This window comes from Pseudonocardia thermophila (assembly GCF_900142365.1).
Taxonomy (GTDB): domain Bacteria; phylum Actinomycetota; class Actinomycetes; order Mycobacteriales; family Pseudonocardiaceae; genus Pseudonocardia; species Pseudonocardia thermophila.
The window spans coordinates 187,663-210,789 of the sequence record NZ_FRAP01000003.1; the positions used below are offsets into that span (position 1 = coordinate 187,663).

The following is a 23,127-nucleotide window of genomic DNA, read 5'->3' on the forward strand; positions in this document are numbered from 1 at the left end:
GTCCGGGGACCGGGCCTCCTTCCGCTGCCAAGCGTAGGAGTCTACGATCCTAAGCAAGCGCTTAGTAACCCCAGGAGGTCGCCGATGCCCGAAGCCGTGATCGTCGCCGTAGCCCGCTCGCCGATAGGCCGCGCGAACAAGGGCTCGCTGAAGGAGATGCGCCCCGACGACCTCACCCTGCAGATGGTCGAGGCGGCCCTGGCGCAGGTTCCTCAGCTCGACCGCCGCGAGATCGACGACCTCATGCTCGGCTGCGCGCAGCCCGCGGGCGAGCAGGGCCACAACCTGGCGCGCGTCGTCGCCGTCATGGCCGGCATGGACCACCTGCCCGGCGTGACCGTGAACCGGTACTGCTCGTCGAGCCTGCAGACCACCCGCATGGCGATGCACGCGATCAAGGCCGGCGAGGGCGACGTGTTCATCTCCGCCGGCGTCGAGACCGTCAGCCGGTACGGGAAGGGCGCCGCCGACGGGCTGCCCGGCACCGAGAACCCGATCTTCGACGACGCCAAGGCGCGCACCGCCGCGCTGGCCGCGGGCGAGGGCACGTGGAGCGACCCGCGCGCCGACGGCGAGCTGCCCGACGTCTACATCGCGATGGGCCAGACCGCGGAGAACGTCGCGCAGGCCACCGGCATCACCCGCCGCGAGCAGGACGAGTTCGGCGTGCGCAGCCAGAACCTCGCCGAGAAGGCGATCGCCGACGGGTTCTGGGCCCGCGACATCACCCCGGTCACGCTGCCCGACGGCACGGTCGTCTCCGCCGATGACGGCCCGCGGCCGGGCACCACTCTGGAGGCGGTCTCCCAGCTGAAGCCCGCGTTCCGCCCCGACGGCACCGTGACCGCCGGCAACTGCTGCCCGCTCAACGACGGTGCCGCCGCGGTGATCGTGATGTCCGACCGCAAGGCCGCCGAGCTGGGGATCACCCCGCTGGCGCGGATCGTCGCCACCGGGGTCAGCGGGCTCTCGCCGGAGATCATGGGGCTCGGCCCGGTGGACGCCACCCGCCAGGCGCTCAAGCGCGCCGGAATGACCATCGACGACATCGACCTGGTCGAGATCAACGAGGCGTTCGCCGTCCAGGTGATCGGTTCCGCGCGGGAGCTGGGCATCCCCGAGGAGAAGCTGAACGTGAACGGCGGCGCGATCGCCGTCGGCCACCCGTTCGGCATGACCGGCGCCCGGATCACCAGCACGCTGATCCACTCGCTGCAGTGGCACGACAAGCAGATCGGCCTGGAGACCATGTGCGTCGGCGGCGGTCAGGGCATGGCGATGATCCTGGAGCGGCTCTCGTGACGGGCCGGTTCACCGGGCGCACGGCGATCGTCACCGGTGCCAGCCGCGGCATCGGCCTCGCGATCGCGCAGCGGCTGGTCGACGAGGGTGCCCGCGTCGTGATCACCGCGCGCAAGCAGGAGGCGCTCGACGACGCCGTCGCGGCCCTCGGCGGCGCTGAGCACGCGTTGGGCGTAGCGGGCAACGCCGCGGACACCGCGCACCAGGCCGAAGTCGTCAAGCTGGCGATCGAGGCGTTCGGCAGCGCCGACCTACTGGTGAACAACACCGGCATCAACCCCGTCTACGGGCCGCTGCTCGAGCTGGACCTCGACGCGGCGCGCAAGATCGTCGAGGTCAACTGCCTGGCGGCGCTGTCGTGGGTGCAGCACGTCCACCGCGCGTGGATGGGCGAGCACGGCGGCGCGGTCGTCAACGTCTCGTCGGTGGCCGGGCAGCGGCCGGCGCCCGGCATCGGCATGTACGGCGCCAGCAAGGCGATGCTCGCCTACCTCACCCAGGAGCTGGCCGTGGAGCTCGGCCCGGACGTCCGCGTCAACGCGGTCGCCCCGGCCGTGGTGAAGACCCGCTTCGCCACCAAGCTCTACGAGGGCCGCGAGGAGGAGGTGGCGTCGGTCTACCCGCTCAAGCGGCTCGGCGTGCCCGACGACGTCGGCAGCGTGGTGGCGTTCCTGCTCTCGCCCGACGCGGGCTGGATGACCGGCCAGACGATCGTCGTCGACGGCGGTGTGACGCTGACGGGCGGTGTGTGATGGCCGGCTCCGACGTGGTGCGCGGCAAGGGGGTCGTGATCACGGGTGCGGGTCGCGGCATCGGCCGGGCGCTCGCGACGCGGATGGCCGCCGAGGGCGCCCGGGTCGTCGTCAACGACCTGGACGCGGCGGCGGTCTCGGAGGTCGCCGCCGCGATCGGCGGGGTCCCCGTGCCCGGTGACGCGGCGGCCGAGGCCGGGGTCGCGGCGCTGGTCGAGTCGGCTCGCGAGCACCTCGGCGCGATCGACGTGTGGTTCGCCAACGCCGGCATCGCCCGAGGCTTCGGCCTGGACATGAGCGAGGCGGACTGGACGGCGTCGCTCGAGGTCAACGTGCTCGCGCACGTGCGCGCTGCCCGGTTGCTCGTGCCCGAGTGGCTGGAGCGCGGCAGCGGCCGGTTCGTCGTCACGGCCTCCGCGGCCGGGCTGCTCACGATGCTGGAGGCGCCCGCGTACTCGGTGACCAAGCACGGCGCGGTCGCGTTCGCGGAGTGGCTCTCGGCCACCTACCGCCACCGCGGGATCATCGTTCAGGCGATCTGCCCGCAGGGGGTGCAGACGAAGATGCTGGAGGAGACCGGGCCGCTGCGCGAGCTGCTCTCCCACGACACCGCGCTCACCCCGCAGGACGTCGCCGAGACCGTGTGGCAGGCGCTGCAGGACGACCGGTTCCTGATCCTGCCGCACCCCGAGGTCGCCAAGTACTACGCCACCCGCGCCACCGACACCGACCGCTGGCTCGCCGGTATGAACAAGCTGCAGCGGCGGCTCGAAGCGGACAGGCTCTGAGCCACCCCGTGTCGTCGACCCTATTCGTGCCCACCCTCTGTGCCGTCCCGCTGAGCCGCTCGCAGAACAGGACGGGGGGCCCGGACCGCGGACGGCGCAGTCCGCGCCCGGGAACACCGATCGAGGAGTTTCGATGGATTTCGCCTTCGACGCCCGCACGAACGAGCTGCGCGAGTCGCTGCTCGAGTTCATGGACAACTACGTCTACCCGGCCGAACCCGTGTTCGAGGAGCAGCTGGAGCAGCTGCCGAACCGCTGGGCGTGGGACTCGGCGCCGGTGCTGCAGGAGCTGCGGGCCGAGGCCCGCCGGCGCGGGCTGTGGAACCTGTTCCTGCCGGGCGAGCACGGCGCCGGGCTGACCAACCTGCAGTACGCCCCGCTGGCCGAGATCACCGGGCGCAGCATCCACCTGGCCCCGCCCGCGCTGAACTGCGCGGCGCCGGACACCGGGAACATGGAGGTGCTGTCGCTGTTCGGCACCGAGGCCCAGCGCAAGGAGTGGCTGGAGCCGCTCCTGGAGGGCGAGATCCGCTCGTCCTTCGCGATGACCGAGCCGGATGTGGCCTCGTCCGACGCCACGAACATCTCCACCCGCATCGAGCGCGACGGCGACGAGTACGTCATCAACGGCCGCAAGTGGTGGATCACCGGGGCGATGAACCCGAACGCGCGGATCTTCATCGTCATGGGCAAGACCGATCCGTCGGCCGATCGGCACCGCCAGCAGTCGATGGTCCTGGTGCCGCGGGACACCCCGGGCGTCGAGGTCAAGCGCGCGATGCACGTCCTCGGCTACGACGACCACGAGCACGGCGGGCACGCCGAGCTGACCTTCACCGACGTCCGGGTGCCGGTGAGCAACCTGATCGGGCAGGAGGGCGACGGGTTCGCCATCGCGCAGGCCCGGCTCGGTCCCGGCCGCATCCACCACTGCATGCGCGCGATCGGCGCCGCCGAGCGGGCCCTGGAGCTGATGTGCGCCCGGGCCGACGAGCGGGTCGCGTTCGGCAAGCCGCTGGCCGATCAGGGCGTGATCCGGGAGTGGATCGCCGAGGCGCGGGTGCGGATCGAGCAGCTGCGCCTGCTGGTGCTCAAGACCGCGTGGCTGATGGACACCGTCGGCAACAAGGGCGCCCACACCGAGATCCAGGCCATCAAGATCGCCACTCCGGCGACCGTCGAGTGGATCCTCGACAAGGCCATCCAGGTCCACGGCGGCGGCGGGCTCTCGCAGGACTTCCCCCTCGCCTACGCCTACGCGCACAACCGCACGCTGCGGTTCGCCGACGGGCCCGACGAGGTGCACAAGAACTCGCTGGGGCGGGCCGAGCTGCGCCGTCAGCGCCGCGCCCGGGAGGAGCGCGGTGGGTGAGGTCGACCCCGGCGTGGATCTCGCGGCCGTGGTCGAGCGGTTCCTCGCCGAGCACGATCCGGCCACCACGGACCGGCTGGAGTTCCTCCGCGCCCGCTACGACGCCGGCCTGGCGTGGGTGTGGTTCCCGGAGGGCCACGGCGGGCTCGGGCTGCCGGCCGCGCGGCAGTCCGAGGTCGACGCGGCGTTCGCGGCGGCCGGGGCGCCGGACAACGCGCCCCGTCGCAACGTGATCGGGCTCGGCATGGCCGCGCCGACGATCCTCGCCTTCGGCACCGAGGAGCAGAAGCGCCGCTTCCTGCGTCCGCTGTGGACGGGCGAGGAGATCTGGTGCCAGCTGTTCAGCGAGCCCGGCGCCGGCTCCGACCTGGCCAACCTCGCCACCCGCGCGGTCCGCGACGGCGACGAGTGGATCGTCAACGGGCAGAAGGTGTGGACCTCGTCGGCGCACAACGCCCGGTTCGCGATCCTGGTGGCCCGCACCGATCCCGACAAGCCGAAGCACGCCGGGCTGACGTACTTCGTGTGCGACATGACCGACCCGGGCGTCGACGTGCGGCCGCTGCGCCAGATCACCGGGGAGGCCGAGTTCAACGAGGTCTTCCTGACCGACGTGCGCATCCCGGACGCGTACCGGATCGGCGAGGTGGGGCAGGGCTGGCGGGTCGCCACCGCGACGCTGAACAACGAGCGCGTGGCGATCGGCGGCCGGGCCGCACCCCGGGAGAGCGGCATGATCGGCAAGGTCGTCGAGGCGTGGCGCAGCCTGCCGGAGAAGCGCACCCCGGAGCTGCACGACCGACTGCTGCGACTGTGGGTGGAGGCCGAGGTGGCCCGGCTGACCGGGATCCGGCTGCGGCAGAAGCTCGCCCAGGGCCAGCCCGGCCCGGAGGGCGCGGCGACGAAGGTGACGTTCGCGCGGATCAACCAGCAGCTGTCGGCGCTGGAGCTGGAGCTGCGCGGCGAGGACGGGCTGCGCTACTCGGACTGGACGATGGTGCGGCCCGAGCAGGTGGACATGACCGGCCGCGACCACGGTTACCGCTACCTGCGCGCCAAGGGCAACTCGATCGAGGGCGGCACCAGCGAGGTCCTGCGCAACATCGTCGCCGAACGGGTGCTCGGCCTGCCGCCCGAGCCGCGGGTGGACAAGGACGTCCCGTGGAAGGAGCTGCAGCGGTGAGCGAGCTGGACCTGCTGTACTCGGAGGTCGAGGAGGACCTGCGGGCCACGGTCCGCGGCGCGCTCGCCGACCGCTGCACCCCGGCCGCGGTGATCGCGATGTACGACGGCGACCGCAGCGCGGTGCCGGGGCTGTGGAAGACCGTCGCCGTCGAGCTGGGCCTGGCCGGGCTGCTCGTGCCGGAGGCCGCGGGCGGAGCGGGTGCGTCCGCGCGGGAGGCGGCGGTCGTGCTGGAGGAGCTGGGCCGGGCGGTGGCCCCGGTGCCGTTCCTGACCAGCGCGGTCATCGCCACCACCGCGGTGGCGGGCACCGGCGCCGCTCTGCTGGGGGAGCTGGCCGCTGGGGAGCGGGTGGCCGCGCTGGCCGTCCCGCTGACCACCGGGCCGGACGCCCCGTTGCCGGCGCTCGACCTCACCGCCGACGGGCGGATCACCGGCGCTGTCACGAGCGTCGCCGGGGCGCTGGAGGCCGATGTCCTGCTCGTGCCCGCCGGAGGCGGCCTGTACGCGGTACCGGCCGAGCACGCCCGGATCGCTCCGGTGGTGAGCCTGGACATGAGTCGCCAGCTCGCCGACGTCGCGTTCGACGGCGCCGCGGGTGAGCTCGTCGTCGCCGACGCCGAGCCGGCGGTGCGGGCCGGCCTGCGGGCCGGGGCGGCGCTGCTCGCCTCGGAGCAGGTCGGGCTGGCCCGTTGGTGCCTGGCGGAGACCGTCGCCTACCTGAAGGTGCGCCGGCAGTTCGGCCGCGTCGTCGGCGGCTTCCAGGCGATCAAGCACCGGCTCGCCGACCTCGCCATCGCTGTCGACAACGGGGTGGCGGCCGCCCGGCACGCCGCGGCCGCGCTCGCCGCGGACGACCCGGACGTGCCGGTCGCGACGGCGGTTGCGGCGTCGTTCTGCGGCGAGCTGGCTGTGACCGCCGCCGAGGAGGCCATCCAGCTGCACGGCGGCATCGGCATGACCTGGGAGCACCCCGCCCACCTCTACCTGAAGCGGGCGAAGGCGGACCAGCTGGCCCTCGGCGCGCCGGGCAGCCACCGCGCGCGCCTCGCGGAGCTCGTGGGGCTGCCCGGCTGAGCCTGGGGAGGGCCGCGGGGGCCGGTGGTCAGACGACCTGGCGCTCGCGGCCTTCCCAGTACTTCGCGCGCAGGTCCTTCTTCAGCACCTTGCCCGAGGGGTTGCGCGGCAGCTCGTCGATGATCTCCACCGACTTGGGGCACTTGAACGACGCCAGGTGCTCGCGGCTGTAGGCGATCAGCTCGTCGGGATCGACGGTCTGCCCCGGCGCCGGGACGACGATCGCCTTCGGCACCTCGCCCCACTTGTCGTCCGGCACGCCGATGACGGCGACGTCGGCGACCGTCGGGTGCTCGACCAGCACCCGCTCGATCTCGGCGGGGTAGATGTTCTCCCCACCGCTGATGATCATGTCCTTGATCCGGTCGGTGACGTAGAAGTAGCCGTCGGCGTCCATGTAGCCGCCGTCGCCGCTGCGCAGCCAGCCGTCCGGGGTGATCGCGGACTCGGTGGCGTCGGGCTTCTGCCAGTAGCCGGCCATCAGCTGCTCGGTGCGCACCCAGATCTCGCCGGGCGAGCCGACCGGCACGGGCTCGCCGGTCGCGGGATCGCGCACCTCCATCTCGACGCCGTGGATCGGTTTGCCGGCCGACAGCAGCCGGTGCGCCTTCTCCGGGCTCTCGTCGTGGTCCTCCGGACCCAGCGAGGACACCACGCCGCACGCCTCGGTCATGCCGTAGACCTGGTGCATCTTCCCGGGGAAGACCTTCAGGCACTGCCGCAGCACCGGCAGCGGCATGGGTGAGGCCCCGTACGAGAGCGCCTGCAGCGCACTCACGTCGCGCTCCTCGGCGTCGGGCACCTGCATCATCGTCGCGAGCAGCGCCGGGACCAGGAACGTGTGGGTGATGCGCTCGCGCTCCAGCATGTCCCACACGGCGACCGGGTCGGGCACGCGCAGCATCGAGATGCGGGCGCCCTGGGCGAGCGTCAGCAGCGCGTAGCTGGTGCCGCCGACGTGGAACAGCGGCATCGCCACCTGCACCCGCGACTCGGGGCCCAGTTCGAAGTCGGTGGCGACGTTGCGGGCGTGGCTGAGCATCCCGCGGTGGGTGAGCAGCGCGCCCTTCGGGAAGCCGGTCGTGCCCGACGTGTAGAGCTGCACGAAGCAGTCGTCGGGCCGGGCCGGGTAGTGCTCGGGGTCCGGCTCGTGCGCGGCCAGCCAGGCCTCGTACTCGTCGTTCTCCCCGCCGACGTGCACGACCGTCTGCACCGTCGGGATCTTCTCCCGGATCTGCGCGACGGCGCCGGCGAACTCCGGGCCGACGAACAGGATCTTCGCCTGCGCGTCGTTGATCACGTAGATGATCTCGGGCGGGGCCAGGCGGAAGTTCACGATGGCGTTCGCCGTGCCGACCTGCGCGCACGCCAGCGTGGTCTCCAGGCACGACGGGTGGTTGAGGTCCAGCACGGCCACCCGGTCACCGGGCTGCAGACCGGCGGCGCGCTGGGCGGCGGCGTTGCGCTGGATCCGCTCGACGAACTGCGCCCACGTCCACGACCGGTCGTAGTACGTCAACGCGATGTCGTCAGGGCGTTCCCGGGCGATGTCCGCGACGATCGAGGCGAAGTCGGTCTGGTCCGTCATGCGGTCCCTCTCCCCCGTGAGATCTGCGTCACTGCAGCTGATCGGCGGATGCTAACCGAGAGCCCGCCTTCCGCGGCAGGGGCGAACGGCGGCAGGACCTGCGAGGTCAGGCCGTGCGGCGGGCGTTGATCACCGCGTCGAGGCCGGTGCCGTTCGCCCGCAGCCGGTCCTCGGCGACGACGAGCTCCCACTCCCGGGGATCGAGCGTGGTCACGGCGTCGGCGACGGAGGCCTGCGGCCGCTCGTCGGCCGTGCCCAGGGCGTGGTGGCCGACCACGAGCAGCGTGCCGCCGGGGGCGACACCGGAGGCGATCCGCGCGAGCACGTCCGGCGTGGAGCCCGCGACCTGCACGTACAGGCAGATGACCAGGTCGAACGCACCGGCCGGGGGCTGCCAGGTCCGCAGGTCGGCCTCGAGCCAGGACACGCGCGCCGCCACCGCCGGGCCGGCCGCGTCCGCGTTCGCCCTGGCGTGGGTCAGCGCGGCGGGGGAGAAGTCGAGCGCGGTCACCCGCCAGCCGCGGGCGGCGAGCCAGAGCGCGTCGGCGCCGTCGCCGCAGCCGGCGTCGAGGGCCCGGCCGGGTGGAAGATCGCGCACCGCCTCGGTCAGGTACGCGTGCGGCGGGCGGCGGGTGAGCGCCTGCCCGGGCGCGTGCAGGGCGAGCGACCACCGCTCGTCCCAGAACTCCCGGTCCGCCGACATGCGGCTCATCGTGCCAGCCCACCAGCTGCGCCGGACGGCGTGCGGCGATCTCCGTCGGCGGAACGGCTTACCGTGGAGCCCGTGCGTCGTCCCGATTCCGAGCTGGGCTGGATCCGCCGGCTGCTGCGCGCGTGTCTGCAGCACCGGGCCGTCATGTTCGGCGCGCTGGCCGCGTCGATCCTCGGGGTCGGGCTGGACGCGATCGGGCCGCTGCTCACCCGGGTCGCCGTCGACGAGGCGGTCGCGGGCTCCACCGAGCTGCTCGGCCCCGTCGTGGTCGCGTTCGCGGTGCTGGCCGTCGTGCGGTTCGGCGCGGCGTTCCTGCGCCGCTACCTCGGCGGCAAGCTGGCGCTGGACGTGCAGCACGACATGCGCCGAGCGGTGTTCGCCGCGGTCGCCCGGCTGGACGGCGAGAAGCAGGACGCGCTGCGCACCGGGCAGGTCGTCTCGCGCGCCAACACCGATGTCCAGCAGGTCCAGGGCCTGCTGATGATCACGCCGCTGTCGATCGGCTCGCTGGTGCTGGCCGTGGTGTCGGTGGGCGCGATGCTGTGGCTGTCGCCGCTGCTGACGCTGTTCACGGTGGTGCTCTTCCCGCTCGCGGCCTGGCTGGTGGCGCGGTCGCGGCGGCGGCTGTTCCCGGCCACGTGGTCGGCGCAGCAGCGGGCCGCCGACATCGCCCAGCACGTCGAGGAGACCGTCACCGGCGTCCGGGTGGTGAAGGGCTTCGGGCAGGAGGTGCGTGAGGTCGCCGCCCTGGAGAAGCGCGCGCGGCGGCTCTACGCGGAGCGCATGCGCGCGGCCTGGCTCACCGCCCGGCTCAACCCGACCCTGCAGCTGCTGCCGATGGTCGGGCAGGTCGGGGTGATCGGCCTCGGCGGCTGGCTGGCGCTGCGGGGGCAGATCAGCATCGGCACGTTCCTGGCGTTCGTCACCTACGTCGCCCAGCTGGCCGGGCCCGCGCGGCTGCTCGGCTCGCTCGTGGTGACCGCGCAGCTGACCCGGGCCGCCGCGGAGCGCGTCTACGAGCTGCAGGACTCCCAGCCCGAGGTCGTCGACCCCGCCGACCCGCTGCCGCTGCCGGAGGGGCCGCTGTCGGTCGAGCTGGACCACGTGACGTTCGGCTACAGCCGCAGCGAGCCCGTGCTGTCCGACGTGTCGCTGCGCGTCGAGCCGGGGGAGACGCTGGCGCTGGTCGGGCCGGCCGGGTCCGGCAAGTCGACGGTGGCGCTGCTGCTGCCGCGGTTCTACGACCCGCAGGAGGGCGAGCTGCGCCTGGGCGGGGTGCCGCTGCCCCGGCTGCGGCTGCAGGAGCTGCGCCGCCAGCTCGGGGTGGTGTTCGAGGAGGCGTTCCTGTTCTCCGACACGATCCGGGCCAACATCGCCTACGGCCGACCCGACGCCACCGACGAGGAGGTGCGCGCCGCCGCGGCCGCCGCCCGGGTCGACGAGTTCGTCGAGTCGCTGCCGCAGGGCTACGACACCCTCGTCGGGGAGCGCGGGCTGACCCTGTCCGGCGGGCAGCGGCAGCGGATCGCGCTGGCCAGGGCGGTGCTCACCGATCCCAGGGTGCTGCTGCTCGACGACGCCACGTCCGCGGTCGACACCGCCACCGAGGCGGCCATCCTCGACACGCTGCGCGAGCTGACCGCCGGGCGCACCACGATCCTGGTCGCGCACCGGCGCTCCACGCTCGCACTTGCCGACCGGATCGCGGTGCTGGACGACGGGCGGATCGTCGACGTCGGCACGGAGGCCGAGCTCACCGCGCGCAGCGCACTGTTCCGCGAGCTGATGGGCATCACCGTCACCGCCGCGGGCCCGGCGCCGGTCGCGACCGGGATCAGCGACGAGCTGTGGCCGCAGGTGGGGGAATCCGGGTTCGCGGGCGTCGGGGCGGCCCGGACGGCCGATGCGGCGGTGCGCGGCGGGCCGCCGTCGGCGATGACGGCCGCGGCGTCGATGCCGGCGTCGCCCGAGCTGCTGCGCCGGGTCGCGGAACTGCCGCCCGCCACCGAGGAGCCGCGGCTGCGCGGGGGCGATCCGACCGCGCCGGACCCGGGGTTCCGGCTGGCCCGGCTGCTGCGGCCGGTGCGGTGGGTGTTCGTCGGGGCGCTGGCGATGGTCGCCCTCGACGCGCTGGCCTCGCTCGCGTTCCCCTCGGTCGCCCGCTTCGCCGTCGACGGCGGCATCACCGCCGGCTCTGAGCAGGTGCTGCTGGTCGCCGCACTGCTGGCGATCGGGATCGTCGCGGCGGACTGGTTCTTCGTCGCGGCGCAGACCGTGCTGGCCGCCCGGACCGGGGAGAGCCTGCTGTACCTGCTGCGGGTGCGCAGCTACGCGCACCTGCAGCGGCTGGGGCTCGACTACTACGAGCGCGAGCTGTCCGGTCGGATCATGACCCGGATGACCACCGACGTCGACGCGCTGTCGACGTTCCTGCAGACCGGGCTGGCGCAGGCCGTGGTGAGCCTGATGACCGTCGTCGGGGTGGCGGTGGCGCTGCTGCTCACCGACGTCGAGCTCGCGCTGGTCGCGCTCGCCACCGTGCCCGTGCTGATCGTGGCGACGGTGCTGTTCCGCCGCTCCGCCTCGCGCGCGTACGCGGAGGCCCGCGAGAAGGTCAGCATCGTCAACGCCGACATGCAGGAGAACGTCACCGGCGTGCGGGTGGCGCAGGCGTACGTGCACGAGGAGCGGGCGGCCGACCGGTTCGCCCGGCGCAGCGACGCCTACCGGCGCTCCCGCATCCGCGCCCAGCGGCTGGTCGCCACGTACTTCCCGTTCGCGGCGCTGCTCTCCGACGTCGCGCAGCTGTCGGTGCTGGCCGTCGGGGCCGCGCGCGTGGCGGCCGGGGACCTCTCGCCCGGTGTGCTCACCGCGTTCCTGCTCTACCTCGCGATGTTCTTCGCGCCGGTGCAGCAGCTGTCGCAGGTCTTCGACGGCTACCAGCAGGCCCGCATCGGGCTCACCCGCATCGGCGAGCTGCTGCGCACCCCGTCGTCGGTGCCGGACGTGCCGGACGGAGAGCAGGTGGCGGTGCCGGAGCGGCTGACGGGCGCGGTCGAGCTGCGCAACGTGACGTTCCGGTACGCGCCGGACGCGCCGCCCGCGCTGCACGACGTGTCGCTCACCGTCGCGCCCGGGGAGACGATCGCGCTGGTCGGGGCCACCGGCGCGGGCAAGTCGACGCTGGTGAAGCTGCTCGCCCGGTTCTACGACGCCGGGGAGGGGCAGGTGTTCGTCGACGGGGTCGACGTGCGGCGGTGGCGCCTGGCCGACTACCGGCGCCGGCTGGGCATCGTGCCGCAGGAGCCGCACCTGTTCACCGGCGACGTCGCGACCAACATCGCCTACGCCCGCCCGGACGCGTCCCAGGCGGAGATCGAGGCCGCCGCGCGCGCGGTCGGGGCGTACGAGCTGGTGCGCAGCTTGCCGCACGGGTTCCGCCAGCCCGTCGGCGAGCGCGGCCAGGGGCTCTCGGCGGGGCAGCGGCAGCTGATCGCACTGGCCCGCGCGGAGCTGGCCGATCCGGACATCCTGCTGTTCGACGAGGCCACCGCGGCGCTCGACCCGGCGACCGAGGCCGCCGTGCTCGCGGCCGGCGACAAGCTGCTGGCCCGGCGGACCGCGTTCGTGGTCGCGCACCGGCTGGCCACGGCCGCCCGTGCCGACCGCATCGCGGTGCTCGACGCCGGCCGGATCGTCGAGCTGGGCACGCACGACGAGCTGCTCGCGCAGGGCGGGGTGTACGCGCGGTTGTGGGCGGCCGGGAGCCTGGAGCCGGAAGCCGCCTGATCAGGCGGCGGTGCTGCGTCGCCAGACCGCGCCGCCGGTCGCTAGCCGCCACGGGGTGAGCCGCAGGATCACCACGCCCGGGTCGGTGACGTCGGTGACGCCCATGATCCGCGGATCGAACCCGAGCGGCTCGGGCAGGCCGGTGGCCAGCGCCCACACGTGCTCTCGCACGGCCGGATCATCGGTCACGTCGGCCGCGCACTCGGCGACGGCGACCTCCTGCTGCGGGTCCCAGTACGAGCAGGAGACGTACGGAGTGCGCCGCAGGTGAGCGATCTTCGGGCTGGCCGGGCGCGTGTAGACCCAGCCGGTCAGTCCGTCGCTCGTGCGCTCCCAGACCGGGTGCACGACGCGGGAGCGCGGGCGGCCGCGCCCGTCGACCGTGGCGAGGGTGCACCAGACGATGCGGTGCGCGACGCGCACGAAGCCGTCGAGCACGCCGTCCGTAGAATCCACAACCATGGTTGTGCATCATAGGGTCGCTGAGCTGGAGCTGTCACTGCTCGCGCTGTTCGCCGGCTGGGTGATGGCCGACGAGCTGCAGCGCCGCCTCGTCGCCGAGGGGCTGCCCGACCTGCGGTTCTCCGACGCTGTGGTGATCCAGCACGTGCTCGCCGAACCACTGTCGATCACCGAGCTGGCGCGGCGGATGGGGGTGACCCAGCAGGCGGCGTCCAAGACCGTCGCCGACATGGAGCGCCGCGGCCTGCTCGTCCGAGCGCCGGTGCCGGGGGACGCCCGGGCCCGCCGGCTGCAGCTGACCGGGACCGGCGAAGCCGCCGTCGCCGCGGCCCGCCGCCTGCGCGCCCGGCTCGACGCCGAGCTGGCGGACGCCTACGGGGCGGAGCGCCTCGCGGACGCCCGGGCCCTGCTGGCCGAGGTGATCGACCGGTTCGGTGGCACGGCCGCGATCCGCGCCCGGCGGGTGCGCCCGCCGGCATAGCCCGCTCGGGCTGGCCGCGCGTCACGGAGTCCGCGTCTCGGCGGCCCCGAACGCGCGACTCGCCGTCACCGGATCCGCGATTCGCCGACGTGATTCCTGCAACTCGCCGCCACGGGATCCGCGACTCGCGCGCACTGCGTACTGGCCCGTCAGGTGGAGTGTCCTGGCCCTTCAGGGGGAGGCTCCGTGCCCGGGGTACTGCTTAACTCCTGCTCACGGGCATGTTCTGCCCGATTTCGGGCAGGAATTTGGCGTTTCGGGGTCCAAGGGTGCACAGTCGTTGCGTGCCCCGCGGTCTGTACGCCGATCTGGTCGAGCACCTGACGCGCACCACCCCGCTGAGCCCGGGAGAGGCCGCACGAGTCGTCGACGAGGTCGTGGCGTACTTCGCCGAGCCGGTGCGGGACTACGTGCGCCGCCGGCACCGCGAGCTCCAGCGCAGCGGGCACACCAACGACCAGATCTTCCGCGCGCTCGGCGCGGAGCTGGCGCAGCGGCGGTTCGCCCCGCCGGAGCTGTCACCGCGGCAGCTGCGGCGCATCGTGTACGGCTGATCCACGACCCGGCTCGACCCTCGACCCTCGGAGGAAATGCATGTGCGGCATCGTCGGATACGTCGGCTCGCAGGACGCGGCACCGATCCTGATCGAGGGCCTCGGCCGGTTGGAGTACCGCGGCTACGACTCGGCAGGGGTCGCCGTCGCCTCCCGCGGTGGGTTGAAGGTCCGCAAGGTCTCCGGCCGGGTCGCCGACCTCGCCGCCGATCTCCCCGCGCGCTTCAAGGGCTCCCCGGGCATCGGGCACACCCGCTGGGCCACCCACGGTGAGCCGACGCCGGAGAACGCGCACCCGCACACCGACATGGCCGGCCGCATCGCGGTGGTCCACAACGGGATCATCGAGAACGCCGACGAGCTGCGCGCGAAGCTCGTCGCGGACGGGGTCGAGTTCACCTCGCAGACCGACACCGAGACCGTCGCGCACCTCGTCGCGGCCGCGTTCGCCGACGGCGCCACGACCCTCGAGGAGGCCGTGCGGGCCGCGCTGCGCCAGGTCGTCGGCGCGTACGGGCTGGCCGTGCTCGACGCCGAGCACCCCGACCGGCTCGTCGTGGCCCGCAACGGCAGCCCGGTGCTGCTGGGCATCGGTGAGAAGGAGATGTTCGTCGCCTCCGACGTCGCCGCGCTCGTCGGCTACACCCGCCAGGTCGTCTACCTCGACGACGGCGAGCTGGCCACGCTGACCGCGACCGGCTACCGCACCTTCACCCTCGACGACCGCTCCACGGCGAAGAGCCCGTCCACGATCGACTGGGACGTCGTCGGCGCCGAGATCGGCGACAACGCGCACTTCCTGATCAAGGAGATCAACGAGCAGCCGCGCACGATCGCCCGCGCGCTGTCCGGCCGGCTCGACGAGCGCTTCGACACCGCGCACCTCGGCGGGCTCAACCTCACCGTGCGGGAGGCGCGCGAGATCAAGCGGGTGAAGATCCTCGGCTGCGGCTCCGCCTGCTACGCGGGCGAGCTGGGTGCCCAGCTGATCGAGGACCTCGCCCGCGTGCCCGCCAGCGCCGAGCCCGCCTCGGAGTTCCGCTACCGCAACCCGGTCGTCGAGCCCGACACCCTCTACGTCGCGGTCAGCCAGAGCGGCGAGACGATCGACACGCTCGCCGCCGTCCAGGAGCTGCAGCGCAAGGGCGGGCGGGTCATCGGCATCGTCAACGTCGTCGGCTCGACGATCGCCCGCCAGGTCGACGGCGGCATCTACCTGCACGCCGGCCCGGAGATGTCGGTCGCGGCCACCAAGTCGTTCACCTCGACGGTCGTGGCGTTCGTGCTGCTCGCGCTGCACTTCGGCCGCATGCGCGACCTGTCGCCCAGCGACGGCCGCCGCATCATCACCGGGCTGCAGCGACTGCCCGACCAGGTCAGCGAGATCCTGCAGAACGAGGCGCACATCGCCGAGATCGCCAAGGAGCTGGCGCAGGCCTCCAGCGTGATGTACGTCGGCCGCCGCCGCGGCTGGCCGGTGGCCCGGGAGGGCGCGCAGAAGCTGAAGGAGGTCTCCTACGTGCACGCGGAGGCCTACCCGTCGGCCGAGCTGAAGCACGGTCCGCTGGCGCTGATCAGCCCGGAGATGCCGACGGTCGCGCTCGTCCCCGACGACGAGCTGCTGGACAAGAACACCTCGACGCTGTCGGAGATCAAGGCGCGCAAGGGCCCGGTGATCGCGGTGGCGCACCGCGAGCTGCCCACCGAGCTGGCGGACCGCACGATCGTCGTGCCGCGCAACGAGCCGGAGCTCGACCCGATCCTGCTGTCGATCCCGCTGCAGCTGCTCGCCTACCACGCGGCCGTCGCGCTCGATCGCGACGTGGACAAGCCGCGCAACCTCGCCAAGAGCGTCACGGTCGAGTAGCAGCCGGCCGCCGGGTGCCGGCTCGGGCCTCCGCCCTACAGCTCGTCGGTCAGCACCCGGCACCGCGCCTCGATCTGCGGGCGGCGCGGATCGCTGCCCGGCAGCAGATCGAGGGCGATCTCGTGCGCCTCCAGGTCGTCGCGGCCCAGCGCGTGCGCGCAGTACTCGGCGAGCACCTCGGGATCGTCGCTGGCCAGCACGGCCTGCCGGAGGTTGGCGGTGATCTCGTCACGCAGCTCGCGGATCTCCGGCGCGTCGGAGCGCGGCAGCAGCTCCCCAGCGCAGGCCCGCAGAGCGTCCAGAGTGCGGCCCTCGCGCAGGGCGCGGCGCACGACGTCGAAGTCGGAGTCGACGGTGGCGTCCAGTCGGTACGGGCGGGTGCGCAGCACGTGCGCCCCGATCAGCCCGCGCAGCCGCAGGATCTCGCCGCGCACCGTGGTGGGGTTGCCGTCCTCGCCGTAGAGCGAGAGCGCCAGCCGCTCCGCGGTGAGCCCCTCGCGGTGCAGCGCGAGCGCGGTGAGCAGTTCGGCGGGCCGCAGGGTCAGCGGCACCACCTTGCCGTCGACGACGACGCTGGGCGCGCCCTCGCCCATGAACCGCAGGGTCAGCGCGCTGCGCTTGCGCGTGCTCGCGGACGACGACTTCGGCTGGTAGAGCAGGTAGCCCTCGGCGAGCCGCTCGACGACCATCTCGCGACCGTCCGGCAGCTGCACGCGGTCGGCGCCGGGGGGCACCTCGATCCGCGCGGGCCACCCGTCGTAGGGCTCGCCCGCGATGATGCGCCCGCTCGGGCTCAGGAGCGCGCCGGCGCCGTTGACGTTGCGCAGGTGCGGCATGTTGCGCACGCGCAGCCGCTCGTCGGCGATGGCCAGGCGCACCCGCAGCTGGTGCTCGGCGAGCTGGGCGGTGGCCGACACCAGCTGCATCATCGCCGGGTGGACCGTGTGCAGCGGCCCGCTGATGTCGATCGCGCCGAGGATGGCGCCGGTGTCCGGATCGTGGACGGGGGCGGCCGCGCAGGTCCAGCGGTGGAACGTGCGCACCAGGTGTTCGGCGGAGTGGATCGCGACCGGCGCGTCGACGGCGATCGTGGTGCCCATCGCGTTGGTGCCGATCGCGTCCTCGGAGACGCGGTAGCCGGGGCACAACCCGGAGTCGTCGGCGGTGTGCAGCAGGGACGAGGCGCCCTCGCGCCACAGGATCACACCGTTGGCGTCCGTGACGAGCATGACGTGCATCGCCTCGTCGGCGATGCTCACGAGGGTGCTGCGCAGCAGCGGCATCACCTCGTTGAGTGGATGCGCCTTGCGCAGCTCCGGGATCTCCGACTCCGGTACGACCACCGGCGGCAGGCCCTTGTCCGGGTCGACGTGCGCGGCCAGACTGCGCTGCCACGACGCCGACACCAGCGGTCGCGGTGGGGTCGCTGCCCTGTCACCTGCGAGGACGGAATCGTAGGTGGCGCTGAGGGCACGAGCACGCGCGATCGGGTCCCGCTCACCGTCATTGGTCATCTAGGCGCTCCGAAACTGCACTGCCCCGGGTCGGATCATCATCACCCAGCCGGAAAGACGGGGCAACCTTCGCGGCGGGTCGTGCAACGTGTGCGCAACGTAGACCAACTTACGCTCCGACCAGCATCGACGCTCGAGACCTGGGAGGACGTGTGACCACGGACATCGTTCTGGGCGGTCGGACCTCCGTTCTGGACCAACCGCCGACCAGTGCTGCGCGCCGTACGGCTCGGGTATTGGTGGTGGACGACTCGGCGATCGTGCGCTATGGGCTGCGTCAGCTCTTCGCGGGTGATCCGCTGCTGTCGGTGGTCGGCGAGGCCGCGACCCCGCGGGACGCGCTGGTCGTGGCCGATCGCTGTCCTCCCGACCTGCTGATCGTCGATCTCGACCTCGGTCGCGAAGGAGCCGGCATCGACCTCGCCCGGCTCGTGCTGGAGCGCCACCGCGGGGTGCGGGTGCTGGTCCTCACGGCGCGCCGGGACCGGGCGCTGATGATGCGGGCGCTGCGCATCGGCGTGCACGGCTACCTGCGCAAGACCGCCGACACCGCGGAGATCCAGCGCGCCGCGCACGCGCTGCTGCGCGGGGAGAGCGTCTTCGACGCCCCCACCACGCCGGCCGCGCCGGTCACCGAGCTCGTGCCGGCGGACCCGGCGACCAAGAGCGAGCCCGCGCCGCGCGGGTTCGCCGGTGCGTCGCTGACCGAGCGGGAGAACCAGGTCCTGCGGCTGCTCGCCGTGGGCATGTCCAACCGCGAGATCGGCCGCCGGCTCATGATCAGCGAGGCAACAGTCAAGTTCCACGTTCGAAACCTGCGCGACAAACTCGAGGTGCGCCGCCGGACGGAGATCGTCTACACCGCGACCCGCCAGGGCATCGTCTGACGGCTACCGGCTCGCCAGCTCCGCCGCGCCCGGCCCGTCCAGACCGGCGTGCGCGGCGGGGCGGCCGGTCATCGTGAGCAGCAGCGCCAGCGCGGGTCCGCGCACCTCCGCCGGGCCCTCGCCGGCGGTCCAGCCCGTGTCGGTGGCGACCAGCCGCAGTCCAGCCAGCCTGCGGCGGGCGTGGAACGGCCAGCCCATCGCCCACACCCGGTCGAGCGCGGCCGTCGAGACCGGCGCGGGCACCGTGTGCTCGATCCCGAACGGGATCGCCACGTCCTGCACGTGCACGACCGTGTCGAACAACAGGTTCTCCAGGGTCGTCACGAACGGCTTGCGCCGCAGGTCCGCGTAGCGGCGCAGCTCGTCGACCAGCTGCGCGCCCGTGCGCGCGGCTGCCCATGCCCGCGCCATGTCGCGGTTGAGCCCGTCGAAGTCGAACCGGTGCCGCACCGCGCCGACGAGCAGCTGCCGCGGGCCCGGCGGCTGAGGGGTCATGGCGACGTGCGCCACGACGTCACGGACGCGCCACTCGGTGCAGAGCGACGGACGCTCCCACTCCTCGTCGGCCCGGCCCTCGAGGAGATCGGCCAGGTAGCGGCGTTCGGCGGCGACCGAGGCCCAGATCGTGTCGGCGTCCATCGCGCCCCCATGTAGTAAGAGTCTCTGACCAATTAAGTCAGTCTCTCGTACTATCGTCAAGGGGTGGACCTCAACACCGGGCTCCTGCTCTACATCCCCTACCGGGCCATGGAGCAGCGCGTCTTCGCGGCGCTGGCCGATGCGGGACACGACATCACCCCGGCCCAGGCGCGGCTCTTCCAACGCATCGCCCCCGACGGCAGCCGCACCTCCGAGCTGGCCGAACAGGCGGGCGTCACCAAGCAGACCGCGGGATTCCTCGTCGAGCAGCTCGAGAAGCAGGGGTACGTCGAGCGGGTCCCCGATCCCGCCGACGGGCGGGCCCGGCTGGTGCGGATCGCCCCGCGCGGCGCCGAAGCGGCGGAGTTCGCAGCGAAGATCGTCGCGGAGGTGGAGGAGGAGTGGCGGGCGCACCTGGGTCCGGAGCGCATGGCGCAGCTCCGGGACGCTCTGATGGCGCTGCGCGAGATCACCGATCCGTGGGCATGAGCGGCGCTAGCCTGGGCAAATGGGGATGGAGCTGCTGCCGGCGGTGCTGGCTAGCGGGTGGGCCAGTGGGGTCAACGCCTACCTGTGTGTCCTGATGCTGGGGCTCGTGGGGCGGTTCGCCGGGGTCGAGGAGGTCCCCGAGGCCTTCACACGGACGGATGTCCTGATCGTCGCCGGCGTGCTCTACCTGCTCGAGTTCGTCACCGACAAGATCCCGTACGTCGATTCCCTGTGGGACGCTGTCTCCACCGCCATCCGGCCGACCGTCGGAGTCGTCATCGGACTGCTCGCGGCGCCCGATGCGCCCGAGCTGACGCAGGCGATCCTGGCTGCTTCCGGTGGGGCGGCGGCGCTGATCTCGCACCTGGTCAAAGGCGGGTTGCGGCTCATCGTCAACACCTCGCCCGAGCCCGTCACGAACGTCGGGGTCAGCGTGGGGGAAGACGTCGCCGTCGCCGGGGTGACCACCGCTGCTGTCCTGGCGCCGGAAGTGGCGCTCGCCGTTGCCGCCGCCCTCTTGATGCTCGGGATCGTCCTGCTCGTCCTGCTCTGGGCCAAGGTGCGGCGGGGGTATCGGCGGTACCGGGCTTGGCGGGAGAAGCGGGCTGCGGCTGCAGCGGCCGGGTAGGGGCCGTGAGCTGGGTCGACTGCGCTCTGCTCCGTCGGCGCAGAGCGCGGCTCGCGCGCTCCTCACGCCGACGGCGGCTCTGCACCGGATCGGTGCTCGCGGCCTGGTGAGTCGTCGCTCGCGCGGGGCTCGCGCCCTCGTCCCTCGGGCGCTGCGCGCCGCCTCCGCCGTCGTCGACGCGCGCGAGCACGGTGGCCACCTCCCGGTGGTGCGCGGCCCGGTGCGGTGAGGCGCAGTTCGGAGCGCGCTGCCCGGGGCGAGGCCGGTGGAATCACGTCCGTAGGAGCTTCTCTCCTGCCAGGAATGGCGGGAGAACCCACTTCCCTGCAACCCCGCGCTGAGCCGGCGGCGCACGCAGCGGCCCCCGGAGTCCGCGCCTCCGGGGGCCGGGATGGTGGCTGGTCAGCCGAAGAAGATCTCGGCCTCGGCGTAGAGGCTGGGGTCGACGGTCTTGAGCTGTTTCGTGGCCTCGGTGAGGGGGACCAGGACGATGTCGGTGCCGCGGAGGGCGACCATGTGGCCCCACTTGCCCTCGTGGACGGCGTCGATGGCGTGGAGGCCGAAGCGGGTGGCGAGCCAGCGGTCGCGGGCGGTCGGGGTACCGCCGCGCTGGACGTGGCCGAGGACGGTGGTGCGGGCCTCCTTGCCGGTGCGGGCCTCGATCTCCTTGGCGAGGTAGTCGCCGATGCCGCCGAGGCGGACGTGGCCGAAGGCGTCCTTCTCGTTGCTGGCGAGGACGGCCTGGCCGTCCTTGGGCTGGGCGCCCTCGGCGACGACGATGATCGGGGCGTAGTCGAGTCGGAAGCGGTCCTCGACCCACTTGCAGACCTGGTCGATGTCGAACCTGACCTCGGGGATGAGGATCGCGTTCGCGCCGCCCGCCATGCCGGCGTGCAGGGCGATCCAGCCGGCGTGGCGGCCCATGACCTCGACGATGAGGGCGCGGTGGTGCGACTCGGCGGTGGTGTGGAGACGGTCGATGGCCTCGGTCGCGATCGAGACCGCGGTGTCGAAGCCGAAGGTGTAGTCGGTGCCCGCCAGGTCGTTGTCGATGGTCTTGGGCACGCCGACCACGTTCACGCCCATCTCGCCCAGCTCGGTGGCGACCCCGAGGGTGTCCTCGCCACCGATCGCGATGAGGGCGTCGATGCCGAGGTTCTGCAGGTTCCGCTTGATCCGCTCGACGCCGTCCTCGATGGCGAACGGGTTGGTGCGCGACGAGCCGAGGATCGTGCCGCCGCGCGGGAGCAGGCCGCGGACGGCGGGGATGTCGAGGGGCCTCGTCAACGCCTCGAGCGGACCGCGCCACCCGTCGCGGAACCCGACGAACTGGTAGCCGTACGCGGGCACGCCCTTGCGGACGATGGCCCGGATGACCGCGTTGAGGCCGGGGCAGTCCCCGCCCCCGGTGAGGACGCCGACGCGCATGCGTGTACTCCATCGATGCAGAACGGTCGTGACGGGGCTCACGTTAGCGGTATCGACTCCATGGTGCCGCGGCTACCCGGTGTCCCGCCCGACCCGGTCGACCAGGCCGTACGCGCGCGCCTCCTCCGCGGTGAGCCAGCGGCCGGCGTCGAGATCGGTCGAGAGATCGGCGACCGGTCGTCCGGCGTCGGCGGCCGTGAGGGCGGTCAGCTCCGCTCGCAGCTCGTCCTGGAGGCGGCCGGCGCCGCCGAGCGCGCCCGGCGCGCCGAGGGAGGGGCGACGCAGCTGGATGCGGGCGTGCGGCAGGGCGTGGCGCTTGCCTCGGGTGCCCGCGGTGAGCAGCACCTGCATCGCGCCGGAGACGATGCCGATCGCCCACGTCGCGACGTCGGAGCGGACGTGGGCCAGCACGTCCCGCACGGCCAGCGCGGCGGGCGCGGTGCCGCCGGAGCCGGTCACGTGCAGCGAGATGTCGCTGCGGTCGATCGCGTCGAGCAGCAGCAGGCGCGAGATGAGCCGGTGGGCGGCTGCGTCGTCCAGCTCGCCGGAGACGACGATGACGCGCTCGGCCAGCAGTTGCTCGCTGACGGCGGCGTCGGACGCGTCGCCGGGTCGCCACTGCGGTGCGCCGACCGGCAGCAGGGCAGGCGGTGCGGACGGTGGCGCGGGGAAGCGCTCGATGTCGGGTGTGGTGCGGTGCATGGCGCCCGACCGTAGGTCCGCCGGCCGCCGCGCGGGGCCGGGTTCACCCCTGGCGTGCGGTGTTCGCCGGGAGCGGACGAGCAGGTCAGCTGCAGACGGTCGGATCGGGGTCGCCGCTGCCCGGGCGCGGCTGGAACGACACGTGCACGTGGTCGAAGTGGTTCTCCGTGTCGCTGCCGCGGTCCTCCATCGGCTCCCAGCCGTCGCCGTAGTTGATCCGCTGCTTCCAGATCACGTACGAGACGCCGAGCTCGTCCTGGTTCTTCAGCAGACAGCGGGCGATGCGGTCGCCCTTCTCGCCGCGCGTCATGAAGTCGACGGCCAGCCCGCGCGGGTGGTCGGACACCCGGCCCCGGCCGCCCACCCCGAGGACCTCGCGGTGGTCGTAGAGGCACGCGACGAACCGGGCGGCGTCGTCGACGTGCGGCTTCACCCGGCCCAGGCGCGGCAGCCGCACGTCGCAGCGTGCCGCCTCCTGCGCCGCGCGGGCGGCCTCCTCCAGGCCCGCGGCCTTGATCAGCGACGAGACGGTGGCCTGCTGCGGCTCGGGCGAGACGTCCGCTGCTCCGGTCACGGTCACCGGGGCGATGCTGGGCACGATCCGGCGGCCCTGCGCGTCGCGGATCGGGGGCAGCTGCGCCTCCGCCCGGTCCTGGCCGGCGGTCAGGGCCAGCGAGGTGCGCGCGTCGGCCGTGTCGAGAGTGCCGACGAGCAGCGCAGGGGCCAGCGCGGCCAGTGCACCGCCTGCTGCGGCGGCGCCCATGCCGTGGTGCGCCGCGGACGCCGCGCGGTGCCGAGGCGCGCTGCGGGCGCGGGACGCGACCTGGACCGGGTCGACGGCGACCGGCCGGGTCGTGTTCCGGTGGCGCCCGCCGGGGGAGCGGTGCCGGGACACGACGTGCCTCTTCTCTGCG

General features: G+C 73.2%; 21 protein-coding genes. 13 read left to right on the forward strand and 8 right to left on the reverse strand.

Going from position 1 to position 23,127, the window contains the following annotated elements:
- The first annotated feature begins 84 nt into the window (after nt 1-84).
- The 6 genes from BUE41_RS05305 (at nt 85) to BUE41_RS05330 (ending at nt 6,473) form a co-directional block, all read left to right on the forward strand.
- Nucleotides 85-1,302 carry an acetyl-CoA C-acetyltransferase gene (locus BUE41_RS05305; protein ID WP_073455722.1) on the forward strand — a complete coding sequence of 406 codons (1,218 nt, stop codon included), beginning with the start codon at nt 85-87 and terminating at the stop codon, nt 1,300-1,302.
- Nucleotides 1,299-2,054, forward strand: a complete 756-nt coding sequence (locus BUE41_RS05310) for an SDR family oxidoreductase (protein ID WP_073455723.1) — start codon at nt 1,299-1,301, stop codon at nt 2,052-2,054. Before BUE41_RS05305 ends, BUE41_RS05310 begins: the two co-directional genes overlap by 4 nt.
- Nucleotides 2,054-2,842, forward strand: coding sequence for an SDR family oxidoreductase (locus tag BUE41_RS05315; RefSeq protein WP_073455724.1), 789 nt, complete (start codon nt 2,054-2,056; stop codon nt 2,840-2,842). The genes BUE41_RS05310 and BUE41_RS05315 overlap by 1 nt, the downstream gene beginning before the upstream one ends.
- A 133-nt stretch (nt 2,843-2,975) precedes the next feature.
- Complete coding sequence (locus BUE41_RS05320) at nt 2,976-4,214, forward strand: acyl-CoA dehydrogenase family protein (RefSeq protein WP_073455725.1); 1,239 nt, start codon at nt 2,976-2,978, stop codon at nt 4,212-4,214.
- On the forward strand, nt 4,207-5,397 hold the full coding sequence (locus tag BUE41_RS05325) for an acyl-CoA dehydrogenase family protein (RefSeq protein WP_073455726.1): 1,191 nt from the start codon (nt 4,207-4,209) through the stop codon (nt 5,395-5,397). The genes BUE41_RS05320 and BUE41_RS05325 overlap by 8 nt, the downstream gene beginning before the upstream one ends.
- Nucleotides 5,394-6,473 (forward strand): acyl-CoA dehydrogenase family protein, encoded by a 1,080-nt coding sequence (locus tag BUE41_RS05330; RefSeq protein ID WP_073455727.1) that lies wholly within the window; start codon nt 5,394-5,396, stop codon nt 6,471-6,473. Before BUE41_RS05325 ends, BUE41_RS05330 begins: the two co-directional genes overlap by 4 nt.
- Nucleotides 6,474-6,501: 28 nt before the next feature.
- Here BUE41_RS05330 and BUE41_RS05335 read toward each other — a convergent pair whose 3' ends face one another.
- The gene (locus BUE41_RS05335) at nt 6,502-8,061 is read right to left on the reverse strand and encodes a long-chain-fatty-acid--CoA ligase (protein WP_073455728.1); all 1,560 of its coding nucleotides are present in this window, start codon (nt 8,059-8,061) and stop codon (nt 6,502-6,504) included.
- Between the two features lie 106 nt (nt 8,062-8,167).
- Nucleotides 8,168-8,764 (reverse strand): class I SAM-dependent methyltransferase, encoded by a 597-nt coding sequence (locus BUE41_RS05340; protein ID WP_200803768.1) that lies wholly within the window; start codon nt 8,762-8,764, stop codon nt 8,168-8,170.
- A gap of 72 nt (nt 8,765-8,836) precedes the next feature.
- On the opposite strand from BUE41_RS05340, the gene BUE41_RS05345 reads away from it, so the two are divergent.
- Entirely contained in the window at nt 8,837-12,562 is a 3,726-nt protein-coding gene (locus BUE41_RS05345; RefSeq protein WP_073455730.1) for an ABC transporter ATP-binding protein, read from the forward strand.
- Here the strand turns inward: BUE41_RS05345 and BUE41_RS05350 are convergent, their stop codons facing one another.
- Complete coding sequence (locus BUE41_RS05350; protein ID WP_073455731.1) at nt 12,563-13,024, reverse strand: pyridoxamine 5'-phosphate oxidase family protein; 462 nt, start codon at nt 13,022-13,024, stop codon at nt 12,563-12,565.
- Between BUE41_RS05350 and BUE41_RS05355 the strand changes: the two genes are divergently transcribed.
- The 3 genes from BUE41_RS05355 (at nt 13,023) to glmS (ending at nt 15,926) form a co-directional block, all read left to right on the forward strand.
- On the forward strand, nt 13,023-13,505 hold the full coding sequence (locus BUE41_RS05355; protein ID WP_073455732.1) for a MarR family winged helix-turn-helix transcriptional regulator: 483 nt from the start codon (nt 13,023-13,025) through the stop codon (nt 13,503-13,505). The genes BUE41_RS05350 and BUE41_RS05355 overlap by 2 nt on opposite strands.
- 284 nt (nt 13,506-13,789) lie before the next feature.
- Nucleotides 13,790-14,059 carry a hypothetical protein gene (locus BUE41_RS05360; protein ID WP_159444858.1) on the forward strand — a complete coding sequence of 90 codons (270 nt, stop codon included), beginning with the start codon at nt 13,790-13,792 and terminating at the stop codon, nt 14,057-14,059.
- A gap of 40 nt (nt 14,060-14,099) precedes the next feature.
- Nucleotides 14,100-15,926 (forward strand): glutamine--fructose-6-phosphate transaminase (isomerizing), encoded by a 1,827-nt coding sequence (gene glmS, locus BUE41_RS05365; protein WP_073455733.1) that lies wholly within the window; start codon nt 14,100-14,102, stop codon nt 15,924-15,926.
- A 35-nt stretch (nt 15,927-15,961) separates the two neighbouring features.
- On the opposite strand, the gene BUE41_RS05370 is transcribed toward glmS, so the two are convergent.
- Entirely contained in the window at nt 15,962-17,332 is a 1,371-nt protein-coding gene (locus BUE41_RS05370; protein WP_234996982.1) for a helix-turn-helix domain-containing protein, read from the reverse strand.
- A 350-nt stretch (nt 17,333-17,682) separates the two neighbouring features.
- On the opposite strand from BUE41_RS05370, the gene BUE41_RS05375 reads away from it, so the two are divergent.
- Nucleotides 17,683-18,327 (forward strand): LuxR C-terminal-related transcriptional regulator, encoded by a 645-nt coding sequence (locus tag BUE41_RS05375; RefSeq protein WP_234996983.1) that lies wholly within the window; start codon nt 17,683-17,685, stop codon nt 18,325-18,327.
- 3 nt (nt 18,328-18,330) lie between these two features.
- On the opposite strand, the gene BUE41_RS05380 is transcribed toward BUE41_RS05375, so the two are convergent.
- Complete coding sequence (locus BUE41_RS05380) at nt 18,331-18,966, reverse strand: maleylpyruvate isomerase family mycothiol-dependent enzyme (RefSeq protein WP_073455735.1); 636 nt, start codon at nt 18,964-18,966, stop codon at nt 18,331-18,333.
- A 63-nt stretch (nt 18,967-19,029) separates the two neighbouring features.
- Between BUE41_RS05380 and BUE41_RS05385 the strand changes: the two genes are divergently transcribed.
- Nucleotides 19,030-19,455, forward strand: a complete 426-nt coding sequence (locus BUE41_RS05385) for a MarR family winged helix-turn-helix transcriptional regulator (RefSeq protein ID WP_234996985.1) — start codon at nt 19,030-19,032, stop codon at nt 19,453-19,455.
- Between the two features lie 19 nt (nt 19,456-19,474).
- The gene (locus BUE41_RS05390) at nt 19,475-20,083 is read left to right on the forward strand and encodes a DUF4126 domain-containing protein (protein ID WP_200803769.1); all 609 of its coding nucleotides are present in this window, start codon (nt 19,475-19,477) and stop codon (nt 20,081-20,083) included.
- A 402-nt stretch (nt 20,084-20,485) separates the two neighbouring features.
- Here the strand turns inward: BUE41_RS05390 and BUE41_RS05395 are convergent, their stop codons facing one another.
- From BUE41_RS05395 to BUE41_RS05405, 3 genes are all read right to left on the reverse strand, one after another.
- Entirely contained in the window at nt 20,486-21,511 is a 1,026-nt protein-coding gene (locus BUE41_RS05395) for a 6-phosphofructokinase (protein ID WP_073455736.1), read from the reverse strand.
- Nucleotides 21,512-21,583: 72 nt separating this feature from the next.
- Nucleotides 21,584-22,213 (reverse strand): ATP-dependent Clp protease proteolytic subunit, encoded by a 630-nt coding sequence (locus BUE41_RS05400; protein ID WP_084754453.1) that lies wholly within the window; start codon nt 22,211-22,213, stop codon nt 21,584-21,586.
- 85 nt (nt 22,214-22,298) lie between these two features.
- On the reverse strand, nt 22,299-23,108 hold the full coding sequence (locus BUE41_RS05405) for a VldE C-terminal domain-containing protein (protein ID WP_073455737.1): 810 nt from the start codon (nt 23,106-23,108) through the stop codon (nt 22,299-22,301).
- Nucleotides 23,109-23,127 lie beyond the last annotated feature (19 nt).

Coding starts and splice junctions, on each gene's coding strand:
- BUE41_RS05305 (WP_073455722.1), top strand. CDS start 85: ATGCCCGAAGCCGTGATCGTCGCCGTAGCCCGCTCGCCGATAGGCCGC.
- BUE41_RS05315 (WP_073455724.1), top strand. CDS start 2,054: ATGGCCGGCTCCGACGTGGTGCGCGGCAAGGGGGTCGTGATCACGGGT.
- BUE41_RS05320 (WP_073455725.1), top strand. CDS start 2,976: ATGGATTTCGCCTTCGACGCCCGCACGAACGAGCTGCGCGAGTCGCTG.
- BUE41_RS05335 (WP_073455728.1), bottom strand. CDS start 8,061: ATGACGGACCAGACCGACTTCGCCTCGATCGTCGCGGACATCGCCCGG.
- BUE41_RS05340 (WP_200803768.1), bottom strand. CDS start 8,764: ATGTCGGCGGACCGGGAGTTCTGGGACGAGCGGTGGTCGCTCGCCCTG.
- BUE41_RS05355 (WP_073455732.1), top strand. CDS start 13,023: ATGGTTGTGCATCATAGGGTCGCTGAGCTGGAGCTGTCACTGCTCGCG.
- BUE41_RS05350 (WP_073455731.1), bottom strand. CDS start 13,024: ATGGTTGTGGATTCTACGGACGGCGTGCTCGACGGCTTCGTGCGCGTC.
- glmS (WP_073455733.1), top strand. CDS start 14,100: ATGTGCGGCATCGTCGGATACGTCGGCTCGCAGGACGCGGCACCGATC.
- BUE41_RS05380 (WP_073455735.1), bottom strand. CDS start 18,966: ATGGACGCCGACACGATCTGGGCCTCGGTCGCCGCCGAACGCCGCTAC.
- BUE41_RS05390 (WP_200803769.1), top strand. CDS start 19,475: ATGGGGATGGAGCTGCTGCCGGCGGTGCTGGCTAGCGGGTGGGCCAGT.
- BUE41_RS05395 (WP_073455736.1), bottom strand. CDS start 21,511: ATGCGCGTCGGCGTCCTCACCGGGGGCGGGGACTGCCCCGGCCTCAAC.
- BUE41_RS05400 (WP_084754453.1), bottom strand. CDS start 22,213: ATGCACCGCACCACACCCGACATCGAGCGCTTCCCCGCGCCACCGTCC.